The sequence below is a fragment of the Klebsiella indica genome, from assembly GCF_005860775.1.
Lineage (GTDB): Bacteria > Pseudomonadota > Gammaproteobacteria > Enterobacterales > Enterobacteriaceae > Klebsiella > Klebsiella indica.
Genome location: NZ_VCHQ01000015.1, coordinates 26,203 through 45,036 on the forward strand (window position 1 = coordinate 26,203; position 18,834 = coordinate 45,036).

Below are 18,834 nucleotides of genomic sequence, written 5' to 3' on the forward strand. Positions count from 1 at the left end.
TTTTTCCGCAGGAGTGTCCGCTTTGTCTGACCATGAATTAAATGATGAATACTGGATGCATCACGCTCTGACGCTGGCGCAACGCGCGTGGGAAGAGGGGGAGGTGCCGGTCGGCGCGGTGCTGGTGCACAATCATCAGGTTATCGGTGAGGGCTGGAACCGGCCAATCGGCCGCCACGATCCGACTGCCCACGCTGAGATTATGGCGCTGCGTCAGGGGGGGTTAGTGCTGCAAAACTATCGCCTGATCGATGCGACGCTGTATGTGACCCTTGAGCCTTGTGTGATGTGCGCCGGGGCGATGGTGCACAGCCGTATTTCCCGGCTGGTATTCGGCGCCAGAGACGCTAAAACCGGCGCAGCCGGGTCGCTGCTTGATGTGTTGCACCATCCTGGAATGAATCACCGGGTCGAGATAACCGAAGGCATTCTGGCGGAAGCGTGCTCCGGCATGCTGAGCGACTTTTTCCGCTGGCGGCGCGAAGAGAAAAAGGCGCTAAAGAAAGCGAGCCAGTAGGTCAGGCGGTGCCCCGGAACAGGCACTATTACAGGATACTGCCTAATACCCCAGCCCCGGAATTTTCAATTTTGCGTTATCAACCAGGGCCTCGGCGCTAAGTTTGAAAAAGGGCATGGCAAACGGCTCTTCTTTATCCAGTTCATCCGGCATGACCGCCGGGTAGCTTTCGCCTATGGCCGCGACCTGCGCCTCTCTCCTTTCTTTTTCCGCAAGATAGCCCACGAGGCTAATATGGTATTTACGGATATTCTCGACGTAGGCGTAAGCTTCATGACCGCGCGCATAGCCGTATTTTAGCCGGCTGTAGTAGTTTTTCTGACTCAGTAGCGGCAGGCGTTGCTTCACATCGGCCCAGCTATTGGGGTCGCCTTTTTGCTTTTTCGTCAGCGCCATGGCGTCAAGCATATGCGCATAGCCCATATTGTAAGCCGCCAGCGCAAACCAGATTCGCTCGTCCTGAGGAACGGCGTCCGGGACTTTACTCATCATGTCCTGTAAATAACGCATGCCGCCGTCGATGCTTTGCTCGGCATCAGTACGGTCGGTCAGGCCGAGGCTTTGCGCCGTATTACGGGTGAGCATCATTATTCCGCGAACGCCGGTCGGCGAGGTGGCCTGCGGATCCCAGTGTGACTCCTGCCAGGAAATAGCCGCCAGCAGTCGCCAGTCTATCTGCCGGGCATATTTTTCAAACATTGGCTGCAGTTCCGGGAGGACGTTTTCCACCGCGCGCAGAAAGGTCCGGGTATCGACGTAATCAAAATCGTTGCCGTGGCCGAGATATTTCTCTTCCAGGCGCGCGAGAGCGCCGTTTTCATTGATATTATTGAAAAAATCGAGCATTGCCGCCGACAGGGAATTATCCTCGCCCTTTTCGCTAAACCAGGTCACCGGTTGTTCGTCGCTGATATCCAGCGCCACGGCCAGCTCCGGATGGACGCGCTGAAAGCGGCTGATGGCCACCGAATCCGCGATGGTGTAGTCGAGCTTGCCATCAATGACCGCCTGCATCAGATCCGTTGTCCCGCGTTTATCGTCCACGCGCCAGGCGAGATCGGGGTATTTTTGCGCTTTCACTACCTGCAAATCGTTAATCGCCACATGCCCCGGCGCGATAATCAGCTGCCCGGCGATGAGATCCGCCAGGCTACGCGGGCGCGGACTGCCAACGCGATAAACCAGCTGCTGTGAAACGGAATAGTAGGTCGGCCCGGCCTGATAGTTCTTCACCCGCTCAGAATTGTAGACCAGGCCGGCGGCCAGCATATCGGCTTTCCCCTCATCAAGATCGTCGAATAGCTGGCTGATATTCTGCCGGACGGTGATTTTCAGCTTAACGCCGAGGTAGTCGGCAAACTGCTGCGCCAGCTCATAGTCGAAACCGTAGGTATTCTCATTGATGGTCGTAAAGGTCACCGGCGAATTAATGGTACTGACGCGCAGTTCTCCGCGCGCGATGATCCCCGCCACGCGATTCTCTGGTTTCCCGGTCCACGGGATTGACGGCCACAGAGCCGCTGCCAGCAAGAGCGTAACAATGCCGATAAGCAGATAATTAATCTTCAGCTTTTTCAGATGGTTAATTTTCTGCAGCGTCCGGATCCTCAGCAGATTATGAGCGGAAAAAATAAAAGCCTGTTGTTGAATGAGCGGCATTTTGCTTAAGAATGCGCCAGTTGGCAACTTATTCGCGAGACGGGGCACATTAATTGCGAAATGACGGCAAGTATTTTATTTCTACGCAAACGGTTTCGTCGTGACGCAGGATTCACTATAATGGCGCCCGTTTCCCCCCTGGCTCACCCTGAAAGCTTCGAAGACGAGAGACTTATGATGGAAATTTTTCGTGGTTCACCTGCACTGTCGGCATTCCGTATCAATAAACTGCTGGCACGTTTCCAGGCGGCCAACCTTCCGGTAAGCACGATATATGCCGAGTATGTTCATTTTGCCGACCTCAGCGCCCCGTTAAACGGCGACGATCGCGAGAAACTGGCCAGGTTGCTCAAGTATGGCCCGAACTTAAGCAGCCATACCCCAACCGGTAAGCTACTGCTCGTCACTCCCCGTCCTGGCACCATCTCTCCCTGGTCTTCTAAAGCTACCGACATCGCCCATAACTGCGGTCTGTCCCAGATTGTGCGCCTGGAGCGCGGCGTCGCGTACTACGTTGAAGCCAGCAGCCTGAATGATGAACAATGGGCGCAGGTGGCGGCTGAACTGCACGACCGGATGATGGAAAGCGTATTCGATGTGCTGGAAGCGGGGGAAAAACTGTTCGCCCACCATCAGCCAACTCCGGTGACCAGCGTCGATTTGCTGGGGCAGGGGCGTCAGGCGCTGATTGATGCCAACCTCCGTCTGGGGCTGGCCCTGGCGGATGACGAAATAGACTATCTGCAGGATGCCTTCCAGACGCTGGGGCGTAACCCGAATGATATTGAACTCTACATGTTCGCACAGGCCAACTCCGAGCACTGTCGACACAAGATTTTTAACGCCGACTGGGTTATTGATGGCGAACAGCAGCCGAAGTCGCTGTTCAAAATGATCAAAAACACCTTCGAGAAGACTCCTGATTATGTGCTGTCGGCCTATAAAGATAACGCTGCCGTGATGGAAGGTTCGGCGGTGGGGCGCTACTTTGCTGACCATGAAACCGGCCGCTATGACTTCCATCAGGAAGAGGCGCATATTCTGATGAAGGTTGAAACCCACAACCACCCGACGGCGATCTCTCCGTGGCCGGGGGCGGCTACCGGTTCCGGCGGCGAAATCCGCGATGAAGGCGCGACCGGTCGCGGGGCTAAACCGAAAGCAGGCCTGGTTGGTTTCTCCGTTTCCAACCTGCGTATTCCGGGATTTGAACAACCCTGGGAAGAGGATTTCGGCAAGCCGGAGCGTATTGTTACCGCGCTGGATATCATGACCGAAGGCCCTCTGGGCGGCGCGGCCTTTAATAACGAATTTGGGCGCCCGGCGCTGAACGGTTATTTCCGTACCTATGAAGAAAAAGTGACCAGCCATAACGGCGAAGAGCTGCGCGGCTATCACAAGCCCATTATGCTGGCGGGCGGTATCGGCAACATTCGCGGCGAACACGTGCAGAAGGGCGAAATCGTGGTTGGCGCGAAGCTGATTGTCCTCGGGGGCCCGGCGATGAATATTGGTCTCGGCGGAGGCGCGGCTTCCTCAATGGCTTCCGGTCAGTCTGATGCGGATCTGGATTTTGCGTCCGTACAGCGCGACAACCCGGAAATGGAGCGCCGCTGCCAGGAAGTGATCGACCGCTGCTGGCAACTGGGCGACGCTAACCCGATTCTGTTTATTCACGATGTTGGCGCGGGCGGTTTGTCGAATGCGATGCCGGAACTGGTCAGCGATGGCGGCCGCGGCGGTAAATTCCAGTTGCGTGACATCCTTAGCGATGAGCCGGGCATGAGTCCGCTGGAAATCTGGTGTAACGAATCTCAGGAACGCTATGTTCTGGCGGTAGCCCCGGAGCAGTTGCCGTTGTTCGATGAGCTGTGCCGCCGCGAGCGCGCGCCGTACGCGGTCATCGGTGAAGCGACTGAAGAGCAGCACCTGAGCCTCAGCGATAGCCACTTTAACGATCGACCGATTGATCTGCCGCTGGACGTACTGCTGGGCAAAACGCCGAAAATGACCCGCGATGTGCAGTCTCTGAAAGCCCAGGGCCAGAATCTGGAACGTCAGGGTATCACCATTGCCGACGCGGTGAATCGTGTACTGCATCTGCCGACCGTGGCGGAGAAAACGTTCCTGGTCACTATTGGCGACCGCACCGTAACCGGCATGGTTGCGCGGGATCAGATGGTCGGCCCGTGGCAGGTTCCGGTTGCCAACTGCGCGGTAACCACTGCCAGCCTCGACAGCTACTACGGTGAAGCCATGTCAATCGGCGAACGCGCGCCGGTCGCGCTGCTGGATTTTGCCGCTTCCGCCCGTCTGGCGGTAGGCGAGGCGCTGACCAACATTGTCGCCACGCAGATTGGCGCGCTTAACCGCGTGAAGCTGTCGGCAAACTGGATGGCCGCAGCCGGCCATCCGGGGGAAGACGCTGGCTTATATGAGGCGGTAAAAGCGGTTGGCGAAGAGCTTTGTCCGGCTCTGGGGCTGACGATTCCGGTGGGTAAAGATTCGATGTCGATGAAAACCCGCTGGCAGGAAGGGGCTGAACAGCGTGAAATGACCTCTCCGCTGTCGCTGGTGATTTCCGCTTTTGCCCGCGTGGAGGACGTGCGCCGCACCGTGACGCCGCAGCTCTCCAGCGAAGAGAACGCCCTGCTGTTGATTGATCTGGGCAAGGGGAATAATGCGCTGGGCGCAACCGCGCTGGCGCAGGTTTATCGCCAGCTCGGGGATGTCACCGCGGACGTTCGCGACGTTGCTCAACTGAAAGGCTTCTGGGACGCAATGCAGACGCTGGTGGCGGAGGATAAGCTGCTGGCCTGGCATGACCGTTCCGATGGCGGCCTGCTGGTGACGCTGGCTGAAATGGCGTTTGCCGGTCACTGCAGCGTCAATGTTGATATCGCCGCGCTTGGCGCTGACCATCTGGCGGCGCTGTTTAATGAAGAGCTGGGCGGCGTAATTCAGGTTCGTGCAGCCGATCGCCAGGCGGTTGAAGCGCTGCTGGCGGCAAATGGGCTGGCGGATTGCGTTCACTATCTGGGCCAGGCGACGGCGGGCGACCGCTTTGTTATTTCGGCGGATGACCGTGTGGTATTTAGCGAAAGTCGTACCACCCTGCGTACCTGGTGGGCAGAAACCACCTGGCAGATGCAGCGTCTGCGTGATAACCCGGAGTGTGCTGACCAGGAGCACGATGCGAAAACTAACGATGCCGATCCGGGCCTTAACGTGAAGCTCTCCTTCGACATCAATGACGATATTGCTGCTCCCTATATTGCTACCGGCGCACGTCCGAAGGTTGCGGTGCTGCGTGAGCAGGGCGTTAACTCACACGTTGAAATGGCCGCCGCGTTCCATCGCGCAGGCTTTGACGCTATCGACGTACATATGAGCGATCTGCTGGCGGGCCATACCGGTCTTGCGGATTTCCAGGCGCTGGTGGCCTGTGGCGGCTTCTCCTACGGCGATGTGTTAGGCGCAGGCGAAGGCTGGGCGAAATCGATTCTGTTTAATGAGCGCGTGCGCGACGAGTTTGCCACCTTCTTCCATCGTCCGCAGACGCTGGCGCTGGGGGTGTGCAACGGTTGTCAGATGATGTCAAATCTGCGTGAGCTGATCCCCGGCAGTGACCTGTGGCCGCGCTTTGTGCGCAACCAGTCTGACCGTTTTGAAGCGCGCTTCAGCCTGGTTGAAGTGACCCAAAGCCCGTCGCTGTTGTTGCAGGGCATGGTCGGGTCGATGATGCCAATTGCCGTTTCTCACGGTGAAGGGCAGGTGGAAGTCCGTGATGGCGCGCATCTGGCGCAGCTTGAGAGCAAAGGTCTGGTGGCGCTGCGTTTCGTGGATAACTTCGGTCAGGTCACGGAAAACTATCCGGCTAACCCGAATGGTTCGCCGAACGGTATCACCGCCGTAACCAGCGAAAGCGGGCGCGCCACGATCATGATGCCGCACCCGGAGCGTGTTTTCCGTACCGTGTCGAACTCCTGGCACCCGGAAAACTGGGGTGAAGACAGCCCGTGGATGCGTATTTTCCGCAATGCGCGTAAACAGCTGGGTTAAGTCTTCAGGTTATTGAGCGTGAATTGCCCGGAGGAACGCGCAATTCTGCTCCGCGGGTAAACTTCATCAAGCCTCCTGCGACTGCAGGGGGCTTTTCTGTATCTGGTGGCCGTTGGCAAGGGTGTCGGGAATCGCCGACAAATGCCTTATAGCGGTGTCGCTAAAAGGAGACACTTAACTAATTGATTTTAAATGGTATAAAAAAATCACTTATTCGGTGTTGCTGATTAGCGACACTTTGTGCAAATGATGTTCACTATCATTACGCACTGAGGCTGTTAAATATTCCTTATTTATCATTGAATTAATAAATATCTTTGTGATATGGCACGCTTCGTGCATAATTACAGTCAGTGGCTCATTCACCTTCTTATGTCAGCCCCTTCGGGACGCGCTACATAAACTTCGAATGACGCACAAACAGGTGCCTGCCGTCCAACTCCTGATAATAGCGACGCTTTATCAGTCATCGGGCGAAACGTCGAGTTAGGCACCGCCTCATTTCTTAATAAAGCCAGGTTGTTTACAGCCTGGCTTTATTATATTCGTTATCGTTTGCGCGACAGGCTCTCTCCGGCGCCGGTGTAAACGCGGCTCAGAACACCGTGTGTTTTGACCTGTAACATGAAATCCATAGCGTATATCGGGCATTTTCGGGGTAGCATCGTAATGAGCCAATGAGTGAGACGATATCCTTGAAGCGACTCTCCCTTTTTCCCCGTTCGTTGCGTCAGCTGGTTATGCTGTCGTTCGTGCTGATCCTGCTCCCGCTGTTGGTGCTGGCATGGCAGGCGTGGCAGAGCCTCAACGCGCTGAGCGCGCAGGCGGCGCATATCAACCGTACCACCCTTATCGATGCCCGCCGTAGTGAGGCGATGATCAATGCTTCTCTGGAGATGGAGCGCAGCTACCGACAATACTGCGTGCTGGACGACCCGACGCTGGCGCGGGTCTATCAAAATCAGCGTAAACGCTACAGTGAAATGCTTGAGGCTCATGCGGGCGTTCTTCCGGACGAAAAAATCTGGCAGGCGTTGCGTCGGGATCTTGACGATCTGGCGGATCTTCAGTGCAAAAATAGCGGTCCGGCGGCGAAATCCGCCGCCAGTCTGGAGGCGTTTGCCTCAGCCAATAGCGATATGGTCCAGGCGACTCGCGCGGTAGTCTCTTCTCGTGGACAACAGCTGCAGCAAGAAATTGCCGAGCGCGGCCAGTTTTTTGGCTGGCAGGCGCTGGTGCTGTTTCTGCTGAGCCTTGCGCTGGTCCTGCTTTTCACTGGCATGATTATCGGCCCGGTGAAAGGCATCGAAAGAATGATTAACCGACTGGGCGAGGGGAAATCGTTGGATGATGCCGCGCTGTTTACCGGCCCGCGAGAATTGCGTTCGGTCGGGAAACGCATTATCTGGCTGAGTGAGCGCCTCGCCTGGCTCGAATCCCAGCGCCATCAGTTCTTGCGCCATCTCTCCCATGAGCTGAAAACGCCGCTGGCCAGCATGCGCGAAGGGACAGAGTTGCTCGCCGACCATGTGGCCGGGCCGCTGACGCCGGAACAGCGGGAGATCGTCGAGATTCTCGATAGCAGCAGCCGAAATTTACAAAAATTGATTGAACAATTGCTCGATTACAACCGTAAACAGGCTGATGTCCCGGTTGCTCGCGAGGTAATAGATCTGCGTGAACTGGTGGAGAATGTGGTTTCCGCCCATAACCTGCCGGCAAGAGCTAAAATGATGCATACCGAACTGTCGCTTACCGCGCGTTTTTGCCTGGCAGAACCGGCGCTGTTAGTGAGCGTTCTGGATAATCTCTACTCCAATGCGGTGCACTATGGGGCTGAATCCGGTAACATTCGTATTCATAGCTATCGGCGCGATGAGCAGGTGTGCATTGACGTCATTAATGATGGCGAGCCGATCCCGCCAACTGAGAGAAACATGATTTTCGAGCCTTTTTATCAGGGAAGCCACCAGCGTAAAGGGGCAGTAAAAGGCAGCGGCCTGGGGCTGAGCATTGCTCGCGACTGTGTGCGGCAAATGCAGGGCGAGCTAAGCCTGGTAGATGATAACTCAGGGCTTGTCTGTTTCCGTATTACGCTGCCCGCCGCTGAGGCTGAAAAAAATAACGTATAACTATCGGGTGAATATGTCCCACTTCTTCGTATTTGTCCGTTCCCTCAGGGAATGGCTGCTGCCGGGTCTTTCCTGCCTGGCGCTGGCGGGCTGCTCCGCCTTCACATCATCACATAGCGCGGATGACAAAACGCGTTTTGCGCTACCGCAGCAGCAGGTTGCTGATTTTCTGGCTGTCGAGTGCGCCGACATCTGGGCGCTGCAAAATGAGGTCAGCGATAAAAATCCACTTTACTGGCTGCGGGGAATTGATTGCGCGGAGCGCCTTGCCCCGGAGCAGGCGCGTGCGGAAGCCCGGCGGCACAATGACGACAGCTGGCAAGATGCCTTTAAGCGCGGCATTTTACTGGGCGATGCCAGAATCACGCCTGATGAACGCCGGGATATGCTGGCGCGTCTGGACAGCTTCAGCGTGCAAATTGACCCGCAGATTCGTCCGCTTTATCAGCTCTGGCGCGATGCTCAGGACCGGCAGATTCAGTTAATTGACCAGCGTTCCCGTTATGCCAGACTACAGCAGTCCAGCGATACGGAACTTGAGGCGTTGCGGCAGCAGGAACAGGCATTACGCAGCCAGCTCGAACTCACGACCCGCAAGCTGGAAAATCTGACGGATATTGAGCGTCGGCTTTCCAGCCGTAAACCCGGGGGCAATTTTAATTCTGAAGGCGGGCATGGCGGCGATAAGGTGCCGGAGGTGATCCATGACGATCCGTAAACCGGCCCGCCTGCTATTAGTGGACGACGATCCGGGGCTGCTGAAGTTATTAGGAATGCGTCTTGTCAGCGAGGGATATAGTGTGCTCACCGCTGAGAGCGGCCCGGAAGCATTGCGTATTCTGGGGCGTGATAAAGTGGATCTGGTGATCAGCGACCTGCGGATGGATGAGATGGATGGTCTGCAGTTGTTCAGCGAGATCCAGAAGGCCCAGCCGGGGATGCCGGTGATCATTCTGACCGCTCACGGTTCTATTCCGGATGCTGTTGCCGCGACTCAGCAGGGGGTATTTAGCTTTCTCACCAAACCAGTCGACAAAGACGCGCTGTATAAAGCCATTGACGATGCCCTGGAACAGAGCGCGCCGACCACCGATGAGCGCTGGCGGCAGGCGATTGTTACCCGCAGTCCGTTGATGGAGCGCCTGCTGGAGCAGGCCGGGATGGTGGCGCAGTCGGACGTCAGCGTGCTGATTAATGGGCAAAGCGGTACCGGGAAGGAGATCGTCGCCCAGGCAATCCATAATGCCAGCCCACGTCGCGATAAACCATTCATCGCCATCAACTGCGGCGCGCTTCCTGAACAACTGCTGGAATCGGAACTGTTCGGCCACGCGCGCGGCGCGTTTACCGGAGCGGTGAGCCAGCGCGAGGGGTTATTTCAGGCTGCGGAAGGCGGAACGTTGTTTCTTGATGAAATCGGCGATATGCCGATGGCGTTACAGGTGAAGCTGCTGCGCGTCCTGCAGGAACGTAAAGTACGTCCGCTGGGCAGCAACCGTGATATTAATATTGATGTGCGTATTATTTCCGCCACCCATCGCGATCTACCGAAAGCGATGGTGCGCGGCGAATTTCGCGAAGATCTGTTTTACCGCCTGAACGTAGTGAATCTGAAAATTCCGCCGCTGGCGGCGCGCACTGAAGATATCCCGCTGCTGGCTAACCATCTGCTGCGTCAGTCTGCGGATCGACATAAACCGTTTGTCCGCGCTTTCTCCACCGATGCGATGAAGCGGCTGATGGCGGCGAAATGGCCGGGGAATGTGCGCCAGTTGGTGAACGTGATTGAGCAGTGCGTAGCGTTGACCTCTTCGCCGGTGATCAGCGATGCGCTGGTGGAGCAGGCCCTGGAAGGGGAAAATACTGCGCTGCCCACTTTTGTTGAGGCGCGTAATCAGTTTGAGCTGAATTATCTGCGCAAGTTGCTGCAAATTACTAAAGGCAACGTTACGCATGCGGCGCGGATGGCGGGGCGCAACCGCACTGAATTTTATAAGTTACTGTCACGCCACGAGCTCGACGCCAACGACTTTAAAGAGTAGCCCCGCAACATAACGCACGTTATGATACGGTTAGTGACCGGTTATGTGACTAAAACAGGAACACCATGAAAAAGATTGATGCGATTATTAAACCTTTCAAACTGGATGACGTGCGTGAAGCGCTGGCGGAAGTCGGCATCACCGGGATGACGGTAACGGAAGTGAAAGGCTTTGGCCGCCAGAAGGGGCATACCGAGCTGTATCGTGGCGCTGAGTATATGGTGGATTTTCTGCCGAAAGTGAAAATCGAAATTGTGGTTACCGATGATATCGTTGACACCTGCGTAGATACCATTATCCGTACTGCGCAGACGGGCAAAATCGGCGACGGTAAAATATTTGTTTTCGATGTCGCGCGGGTGATTCGTATCCGTACCGGCGAAGAAGACGACGCGGCGATTTAAACGCAATTCAGGATTAGGCGCAGCGTGGCTAATCCTGAACATCCCATTAGTCTGTCGCCCCGGTCAGCGCCGCGCCGCCGGGGAATTTACCAATACGCAGCTATAGTACCTTATGCGGGCCGAAGCATTCGTAATGAATGTTATCGTGGTTTACTTCCAGTTCTACCAGTTGCTTCGCGACAAACTGCATAAATGCGACCGGGCCGCACAGATAGAACTGCATCTGCGGGTTGCTGAGCTTCTCCTCCAGCGCTGATAAATCCATCAAACCTTCGCTATCAAACGGTGTCGACCGGCGGTCAGCTTCACTCGGCGCGCGATACCAGACATGAGAAACGAACTTCGGCAGCGTTGCGCCCAGTGCTTTAACCTCGTCGGCGAAGGCATGAACCTCGCCGTTTTCTGCCGCATGGAACCAGTTAACCTGGGCCGGATGCTGCGTTTTCGCCAGTACATCCAGCATCGCCAGCATTGGCGTTTGGCCGACGCCGCCGGAGAGCAACGTGACCGGTGTTTCTGGCGCCACGTTGAGGAAAAAATCGCCCGCCGGTGCGGCCAGGTAAACCACGTCGCCTTCTTTGGCCGAATGATGCAGCCAGTTTGAAACCTGTCCGCCGTTTTCCCGTTTGACCGCAATGCGATAGCTTTTGCCATTGGGCTGGCGGGTCAGGGAATACTGGCGAATTTCCTGATGGGGAAAACCTTCCGGTTTCAGCCAGAGTCCCAGATATTGCCCTGGAGAGTATTCAGCCACCGGGCCGCCGTCGACCGGCTCAAATTCGAAACTGGTAATCAGCGCGCTGCGCGGGATTTTCTTCGCGATGCGAAATGCGCGGGTGCCTTCCCAGCCGCCGGTTTTACCGGCGCTTTCACGGTAGATTTCCGCTTCACGGTGAATAAAAACGTTCGCCAGTACGCCATAGGCTTTGCCCCAGGCATCCAGCACTTGCTGACCCGGACTGAACATTTCGTCCAGCGTTGCTAACAGGTGGGAGCCCACGATGTTGTACTGCTCGGGTTTTATCTGGAAGCTAGTGTGCTTCTGGGCGATTTTCTCTACCGCGGGCAGCAGCGCAGGGAGATTCTCAAGATTGCTGGCGTAAGCGGCAATCGCGTTAAACAACGCTTCCCGCTGATCGCCGTTACGCTGGTTACTCATATTAAAAATTTCTTTGAGTTCCGGGTTATGCGTAAACATGCGATCGTAAAAGTGGGCGGTCAGCTTAGGGCCAGTTTCAACCAGCAGGGGAATCGTGGCTTTCACCGTGGCGATGGTTTGCGCGTCGAGCATAGTGGCTTCCTTTACGTGTTATTTAATTGATGTATTTTAAATGCATCTTATAAAGATAACCCTGCATTGTAAATGGTTCTGCAATACTTTCCTGAAAGCCGTTACAACATGAATTATTTGCATCACATAGCTGAAAAGAAATCCGTTGATAATTGCAGCGTCTTTATTGCTCAAAGCCTTGTGTAACGCCGAGCCAATCGTTTGCGTAAAATCCTTTGTCAAGACCTGTTATCACAGAATGATTCAGTTATACTGTGGGCCGTTGTCCAATCGGACCGCCTTTTAGGCCGAAATTTTATTGTTAGCTGAGTCAGGAGATGCGGATGTTAAAGCGTGAAATGAACATTGCCGATTATGATGCCGAACTGTGGCAGGCTATGGAGCAGGAAAAAGTACGTCAGGAAGAGCACATCGAACTGATCGCCTCCGAAAACTACACCAGTCCGCGCGTAATGCAGGCACAAGGGTCTCAGCTGACCAACAAATACGCTGAAGGATATCCGGGCAAGCGCTACTATGGCGGTTGCGAATATGTGGATGTCGTTGAGCAACTGGCGATTGACCGCGCGAAAGCGCTGTTTGGCGCCGACTACGCCAACGTCCAGCCTCACTCTGGTTCTCAGGCTAACTTCGCGGTCTACACTGCGCTGCTGCAACCGGGCGACACCGTTCTGGGTATGAACCTGGCGCAAGGTGGCCACCTGACTCACGGTTCTCCGGTAAACTTCTCCGGTAAACTGTACAACATCGTGCCTTACGGCATCGATGAGTCCGGTAAAATTGACTACGAAGAGATGGCGAAGCTGGCTCAGACTCACAAACCGAAGATGATCATCGGCGGTTTCTCTGCTTATTCCGGCGTCGTTGACTGGGCAAAAATGCGTGAAATTGCCGACAGCATTGGCGCGTACCTGTTTGTTGATATGGCGCACGTCGCGGGTCTTATTGCCGCAGGCGTTTACCCGAACCCGGTTCCGCATGCTCACGTTGTGACCACCACCACGCACAAAACCCTGGCGGGTCCGCGCGGCGGCCTGATCCTGGCGAAAGGCGGTGACGAAGAGTTGTACAAAAAACTGAACTCTGCCGTTTTCCCGAGTGCTCAGGGTGGCCCGCTGATGCATGTGATCGCCGGTAAAGCGGTGGCGCTGAAAGAAGCGATGGAACCGGAGTTCAAAGTCTACCAGCAGCAGGTTGCGAAAAACGCCAAAGCGATGGTGGAAGTGTTCCTGAACCGTGGCTACAAAGTGGTTTCCGGCGGTACGGAGAACCACCTGTTCCTGCTGGATCTGGTGGACAAAAACCTGACCGGTAAAGAAGCTGACGCCGCGCTGGGTCGTGCCAACATCACCGTCAACAAAAACAGTGTGCCGAACGATCCGAAGAGCCCGTTCGTCACTTCCGGTATCCGTATCGGCTCTCCGGCCATTACGCGTCGTGGCTTTAAAGAAGCGGAAGCTAAAGAGCTGGCAGGCTGGATGTGCGATGTGCTGGACAACATCAACGATGAAGCGGTTATCGAGCGCATCAAAGGTAAAGTGCTGGATATCTGCGCACGTTTCCCGGTTTATGCATAACCTTTAACCGTTAAGCTGTAACGAAGGCCGCGATTGCGGCCTTTTTTGCGTCTGTCTTACATAAGGTCTATGCTCTGGTCGTGTCTCGTCCGGGCTTAACGCAACGTTTGCAGTTGTTCCTCCACATACAGATAGCCAATCCCCATAAGTTGCTGCGCACGGGTGAGTTTGCCAAAGCCGATTTGGGTGGCGTGCGCTTGCGCCCTGTCGGCAGTGAGAGACATCTTGCATGCACCTGACTTTATCGCCAGACTATCGCCTCCATTCAGGAGGGAATCATGGTTTTGCACTCCACGCGCTGGCTGGCGCTTAGTTATTTTACCTACTTTTTTAGCTACGGCATCTTCCTGCCTTTCTGGAGCGTCTGGCTCAAAGGCCTCGGACTTACGCCGGAAACTATCGGCCTGTTGCTTGGCACCGGGCTGGTGGCGCGTTTTCTCGGTAGTTTGTTCATCGCTCCACGGGTGAGCGATCCATCCCGACTGATTTCTGCGTTGCGTATTCTGGCTCTGCTCACGCTACTCTTTGCCATCGCCTTCTGGATGGGGACGAATGTCGCCTGGCTCATGGTGGTGATGGTTGGTTTTAACCTCTTTTTTTCCCCACTGGTACCTCTGACCGATGCGCTGGCGAATACCTGGCAGAAGCAGTTCCCCCTGGACTACGGACGTGTGCGTTTATGGGGATCGATTGCCTTTGTGATTGGTTCCGCGCTGACCGGTAAGCTGGTGAGTTTGTTTGACTATCGGGCGATACTGACGATGCTCAGTCTTGGTATCGCCTCAATGCTTCTTGGTATGCTGCTGAAACCGTCGGTGATGCCACAGGGGGGAGTCCGTCAGCAGGAAACGGCGGGACTACCTGCCTGGTTGACGCTGGTACGACAAACCTGGCCTTTCCTGGTTTGCGTCAGTCTGTTGCAGGGAGCGCATGCCGCCTACTACGGATTTAGCGCCATCTACTGGCAGGAGGCTGGTTACTCCGCTTCCGCTGTCGGTTATCTGTGGTCGTTGGGCGTGGTGGCGGAAGTGGTGATTTTCGCGCTGAGCAAAAAAGTTTTCCGTCGCTTCAGCGCCCGCGATTTATTGCTGCTATCAGCTGTGTGTGGGCTGATTCGCTGGTCGCTGATGGGATGGACCACGGCGCTGCCGTGGCTTATCGTCGTGCAGATCCTGCATTGCGGAACTTTTACGGTTTGCCACCTGGCGGCAATGCGCTATATCTCCGCTCGGCAGGGTAGCGAGGTGATCCGTCTGCAGGCGGTCTATTCCGCTATCGCGATGGGGGGCAGTATTGCGGTTATGACGGTATTTGCCGGATTCCTCTATCAGCACCTGCATCAGGGCGTCTTCTGGGTGATGGCGCTGGTGGCATTACCCGCGCTGGTGGTGCGGCCAAAAGCGGTAGTTTAGGTTTCGAGCATTTTACAAATCTGCTGCCGCTGATGATCGCTGAACGCTTCTTCGGCATGAAACAGCGGCGGTGAAAACAGCGGTAATGTTGTGGCATAAGGGGTCACGATAAGCGTTATTCCCTTCGGCGCCCCTTCTTTCTGAAAAGCATGAGCGCTCAGATATTTAATATTGATCGGCAGCAGGGTTAACTCGCGTAACTGCCTCTCCAGCGATTGTTCCAGTCGCGGATTATCCGCAGTGATCAGAAGCACCTGCTTCTCCTGCAGGTCACTTTTTTGCACCAGCCACGCGCCGAAAATTACTGCGATTAACCCCACTTCCTCATGGCTAAAACGCACTTTCCAGTCAGTTTCAAAATCCTCCAGCGCCGCCTGCGTTGTGCGCACTAAACGCGGGTACAGACGGCTAATTTCCTCCGGTAGCGCGTTATCGATTCCGATAGCGAATACGCTGCGGTGCAGCGCCTGAGAAAGATGAATATAGAGTTGGTCGCTCAACCCCTGTTCATCGCTAAAGGCGTGGCCGGACAGACGCTGAAAACGGTAAATCAGGCCGGAAATCGCCAGGTGCAGCCGTCGGTCCTGCTGATGACCGTCGTGGATGGGATCGGGCGTTTTCAGCAACATAAACAGCAGGGCGAGAAACAACCGCTCCTCAGGGGGCAGCGCTGTCACGGCCCGCCGTTGCCAGTGGCGTACAATCTCTTGTGCAAGGGAGAACTCCGTAGCGGCCTGTACCCATCTCTGCTGCTCACGGGTGAAGAAGGGACTCTGTCCGACATGGTGTTGCAGCAGGCAATACTGCAAATAGAGACGCAGAAAGTGCCTGTCACGGCAGTCAAAATGCCGGTTAAGCGCCCGTGCGCAGCGGTTGACCAGAGCCTGCAGGTTGGTGTCGTCATACAGCGTGCGCGCGACACCCTGCTGTTTAAGCTGCGTTTTTAATGCCGGGGTAAAATGCTGACTGACAAAATGCGGGCATAAGCGCAGGGCGCGTTTTAACCCGTGTAAGAGGCAAAGACGTTGATTAAGCACGGTTCCTTCAATCCGGTAGCGGTCATCCCGACTGACAGTAATGGTCAACTGATGGTCACGCTGAATCTCCTGCCCTGTTTCGAGAATATCTTCGCGGACAATGTGCTCATCAACGTCATTTAATGTACTGAATGTCTTGGTGGTGACAATTTGCTCCGGCAGGAAAAGCGTCAGCAGTACCTGGCATCGGCGCTGGGGACCGGAAAGTACAGATGGTGGAGCAAGCGTTGGCATCATCCGTCAGGTCTCCGGTAAGTATGTCAGCTAAGAATAGCTAAAGTTTGTTTATAGAAATGGTGAATGAAAGGCTTTCCGTCTGGAATACGGAGGAGGGTCACAGAATTTTTAACGTAGCGACTGAAGGTGTGACGCGTAATCTCTGAATGTACTTTCGCGCTGTTTTATCTTTGGCTGAAACCGGGCTCCGCCAACGAGAGTGGCCGAGCCGGTATCTCATTTCTGCATGTTATGCGCCTGACTTAGCGTTAACCCTACGTCACCACCCGGATGTACAGCCAGAAGTGTCTCTTTCGAATAACCGCTCTCGTTCATCAGACAGGCGCAGGCGGCATCGAAAATCGCCAGCACCAGAACGATTGATGTCGTGGCTAACATATTGAGTGGATCGGCTTCTTGCCGCACGCCGGTGGAAATCACCAGACGAGCAGCTTTGGCAATGGCGGAATCTGGATTTTCCGTGACGCTAAGGATGGGAACATTTTTCGCTGCGAGTCCAGGCAACAGCCGGGTGAGCTCATCAGAATTGCCGCCGCGTGAAAGCATGATTACCAGATCGTCGGTACGTAAAAACCCCAAATCGCCATGCGCGGCGTCAGTCGCATTGAGGTATATCGCCGGGCGCTCAACGCAAGCGAGCATATGCGCGACTTTTCGTGCCGCTATGCCGGAAGTCCCGACGCCAGTGACCACGATTTTACCCTGACAGCCGCGCAGTTCAGCCATCAGCGTCTGCCATTGTTCCGCACTCAGATGGCGTTCCAGAGCCGCCAGCTCTTCGCTGTACAGTTGCCAGACGTGAGTGGCTTGATGCCATGTATGATTCATGCGTCCCCCTGCATCAGTTGACGGTATTTCATATGGTCCTGATACATCTCGTGGAATACCTGATATTTACGATCGTAATACTGCTTAATGCGATTGGTCTGTGGAGTGACGGTTTTCCCAATCCGGCTCATCGCCGACATTGCTTCAGGGAAGGTTTCAAACACGCCGGCGGCAAGGGTACCCATCATGGCACCGCCCAGCAGCATGGCTTCACTCTCTTCGGGGAGCAGCATGGCGCAGCCAGTAGCGTTAGCGTGTTCCTGAACGAAGATCGGATTTTTGGTGCCGCCACCGCTGGCCATGATCGTATCGATGCTGTAACCGCTGTGATTCATCGTCTCAATAATATGCCGGGTACCTAAGGCAATTGCCTGGATGGACGCCAGATACTGGAGCGCCATATCCTCCGGCGTGCGGGAGAGTTTCAGTCCGGTAATCACGCCAGTTAAGGTCGGATTCGCGCGCGGCGAACGGTTGCCGTGGAAGTAGGGGAGAATGTGCATGTCGCGGGTTAAAAAAGCGATATCTTCCGGCTCGCCGGCCATTTTCCGCAGCAGCGCATTCAGCACTTCATAAATTGTCTGCCCCTGGGTTTTTGCCTGCGCCAACAGAGTTTCATAGCACGGATGCGACTGAATAATATGGTCGATTAATGCACCCGTGGCAGACTGACCACCTTCGTTGAGCCAGTACTCTGGCAGGACAGCAGAATAATAAGGCCCCCAGACGCCGCCGATAAAACGCGGCTCTTTGGAGATCGCCATATGCCCGGTGGAGGTCCCGCCAATCAACGCGATACGACGGTCAAAATCCGCCACTTCGCCAGAAACGCCACAGGCGCCAAGCGTACCGAGCGTGCCGGCGTGGGCATCAATAATGGATACGCTCACCGCCGTCCCTGGGATCAGGCCCAGTTCACTGGCGGCGCGTTGGGTCAGGCCGTGACCCAACGGCTCCCCCATGGTTTTGACGTAACGACCGATTTTTGCCGCGTCGTGCTCCAGCAGCTCTTCCAGTCCAATCTGGCGGAAATAGCTGGCATCCCACTTATCCTCATGGCCCATGTAGGTCCATTTACAGACGGTGGAACACAGCGATCGGGTATCGTCGTTGGTTGCCCGCCAGGTCAGAAAATCAGGCAGGTCAAAATAGTATCCGGCGTTCGCCCAGGTGTTGGGCATATGCTGCTTCAGCCACAGCAGTTTTGGCGTTTGCATTTCCGGAGAGATAATTCCGCCGACGTAGTCCAGTACCCGGTGGTGCAGGGCATTGATACGCGCAGCCTGAGAGATGGCACGGTGGTCCATCCAGACGATAATGTTCTGCTCGCTGCGCCCGGAAGGGCTGATGGTCAGCGGTCTGCCTTCTTTATCCAGTACCACCAAAGAGCAGGTGGCATCAAATCCCAGCCCTTTAACCTGAATGGGATTGATATCTGACTGGTTGATCGCATCACGAACCGCGTTGCACACCGCCTGCCAGATGTTATCTGAAGACTGTTCAACGAAATCGGCCTGCGGACGATAAATGTCAATGGCACGGCTGGCCTGACCGACCATTCTGCCGTTGAGGTCAAACACGCCTGCACGGGCGCTTCCGGTTCCTACATCCACACCAATAAAATAGCTCGCCATAA

The 18,834-nt window shown here is 55.4% G+C and carries 13 protein-coding genes and 1 pseudogene; 8 read left to right on the forward strand and 6 right to left on the reverse strand.

Features of this window, described 5'->3' with window-relative positions; genetic code table 11:
* Nucleotides 1-22 precede the first annotated feature (22 nt).
* A complete protein-coding gene (tadA, locus tag FE839_RS11920; protein WP_206665973.1) occupies nt 23-517 on the forward strand; it encodes a tRNA adenosine(34) deaminase TadA in 495 nt (164 codons plus the stop codon).
* A 42-nt stretch (nt 518-559) separates the two neighbouring features.
* On the opposite strand, the gene mltF is transcribed toward tadA, so the two are convergent.
* A complete protein-coding gene (mltF, locus tag FE839_RS11925; protein WP_138361023.1) occupies nt 560-2,176 on the reverse strand; it encodes a membrane-bound lytic murein transglycosylase MltF in 1,617 nt (538 codons plus the stop codon).
* A 174-nt stretch (nt 2,177-2,350) separates the two neighbouring features.
* On the opposite strand from mltF, the gene purL reads away from it, so the two are divergent.
* The 5 genes from purL (at nt 2,351) to glnB (ending at nt 10,816) form a co-directional block, all read left to right on the forward strand.
* Nucleotides 2,351-6,238: a phosphoribosylformylglycinamidine synthase gene (gene purL, locus FE839_RS11930; protein WP_138361024.1), complete on the forward strand. Its 3,888-nt coding sequence runs from the start codon at nt 2,351-2,353 to the stop codon at nt 6,236-6,238.
* A gap of 695 nt (nt 6,239-6,933) precedes the next feature.
* Nucleotides 6,934-8,370 carry a sensor histidine kinase gene (locus FE839_RS11935; RefSeq protein WP_138361135.1) on the forward strand — a complete coding sequence of 479 codons (1,437 nt, stop codon included), beginning with the start codon at nt 6,934-6,936 and terminating at the stop codon, nt 8,368-8,370.
* 13 nt (nt 8,371-8,383) lie between these two features.
* Nucleotides 8,384-9,088: a two-component system QseEF-associated lipoprotein QseG gene (qseG, locus tag FE839_RS11940; protein WP_138361025.1), complete on the forward strand. Its 705-nt coding sequence runs from the start codon at nt 8,384-8,386 to the stop codon at nt 9,086-9,088.
* On the forward strand, nt 9,075-10,412 hold the full coding sequence (glrR, locus tag FE839_RS11945) for a two-component system response regulator GlrR (RefSeq protein WP_138361026.1): 1,338 nt from the start codon (nt 9,075-9,077) through the stop codon (nt 10,410-10,412). Before qseG ends, glrR begins: the two co-directional genes overlap by 14 nt.
* 65 nt (nt 10,413-10,477) lie before the next feature.
* Entirely contained in the window at nt 10,478-10,816 is a 339-nt protein-coding gene (glnB, locus tag FE839_RS11950) for a nitrogen regulatory protein P-II (protein WP_002914032.1), read from the forward strand.
* A 100-nt stretch (nt 10,817-10,916) separates the two neighbouring features.
* Here the strand turns inward: glnB and hmpA are convergent, their stop codons facing one another.
* Nucleotides 10,917-12,107 (reverse strand): NO-inducible flavohemoprotein, encoded by a 1,191-nt coding sequence (gene hmpA, locus FE839_RS11955; protein WP_138361027.1) that lies wholly within the window; start codon nt 12,105-12,107, stop codon nt 10,917-10,919.
* Between the two features lie 323 nt (nt 12,108-12,430).
* Between hmpA and glyA the strand changes: the two genes are divergently transcribed.
* The gene (gene glyA, locus FE839_RS11960; protein ID WP_138361028.1) at nt 12,431-13,684 is read left to right on the forward strand and encodes a serine hydroxymethyltransferase; all 1,254 of its coding nucleotides are present in this window, start codon (nt 12,431-12,433) and stop codon (nt 13,682-13,684) included.
* A 95-nt stretch (nt 13,685-13,779) separates the two neighbouring features.
* On the opposite strand, the pseudogene FE839_RS24870 reads toward glyA, so the two are convergent.
* A pseudogene (locus FE839_RS24870) lies at nt 13,780-13,893 on the reverse strand (hypothetical protein); the annotation flags it as partial.
* Nucleotides 13,894-13,962: 69 nt separating this feature from the next.
* Between FE839_RS24870 and FE839_RS11965 the strand changes: the two are divergent.
* On the forward strand, nt 13,963-15,096 hold the full coding sequence (locus FE839_RS11965) for a 3-phenylpropionate MFS transporter (RefSeq protein WP_138361029.1): 1,134 nt from the start codon (nt 13,963-13,965) through the stop codon (nt 15,094-15,096).
* Here the strand turns inward: FE839_RS11965 and csiE are convergent.
* The 3 genes from csiE to FE839_RS11980 form a co-directional block, all read right to left on the reverse strand.
* Nucleotides 15,093-16,370, reverse strand: coding sequence for a stationary phase inducible protein CsiE (gene csiE, locus FE839_RS11970; protein WP_138361030.1), 1,278 nt, complete (start codon nt 16,368-16,370; stop codon nt 15,093-15,095). The genes FE839_RS11965 and csiE overlap by 4 nt on opposite strands.
* 216 nt (nt 16,371-16,586) lie before the next feature.
* Nucleotides 16,587-17,198, reverse strand: a complete 612-nt coding sequence (locus FE839_RS11975; RefSeq protein WP_138361031.1) for a KpsF/GutQ family sugar-phosphate isomerase — start codon at nt 17,196-17,198, stop codon at nt 16,587-16,589.
* Nucleotides 17,195-18,832, reverse strand: a complete 1,638-nt coding sequence (locus tag FE839_RS11980; RefSeq protein WP_138361032.1) for an FGGY-family carbohydrate kinase — start codon at nt 18,830-18,832, stop codon at nt 17,195-17,197. Before FE839_RS11980 ends, FE839_RS11975 begins: the two co-directional genes overlap by 4 nt.
* Nucleotides 18,833-18,834: the final 2 nt, after the last annotated feature.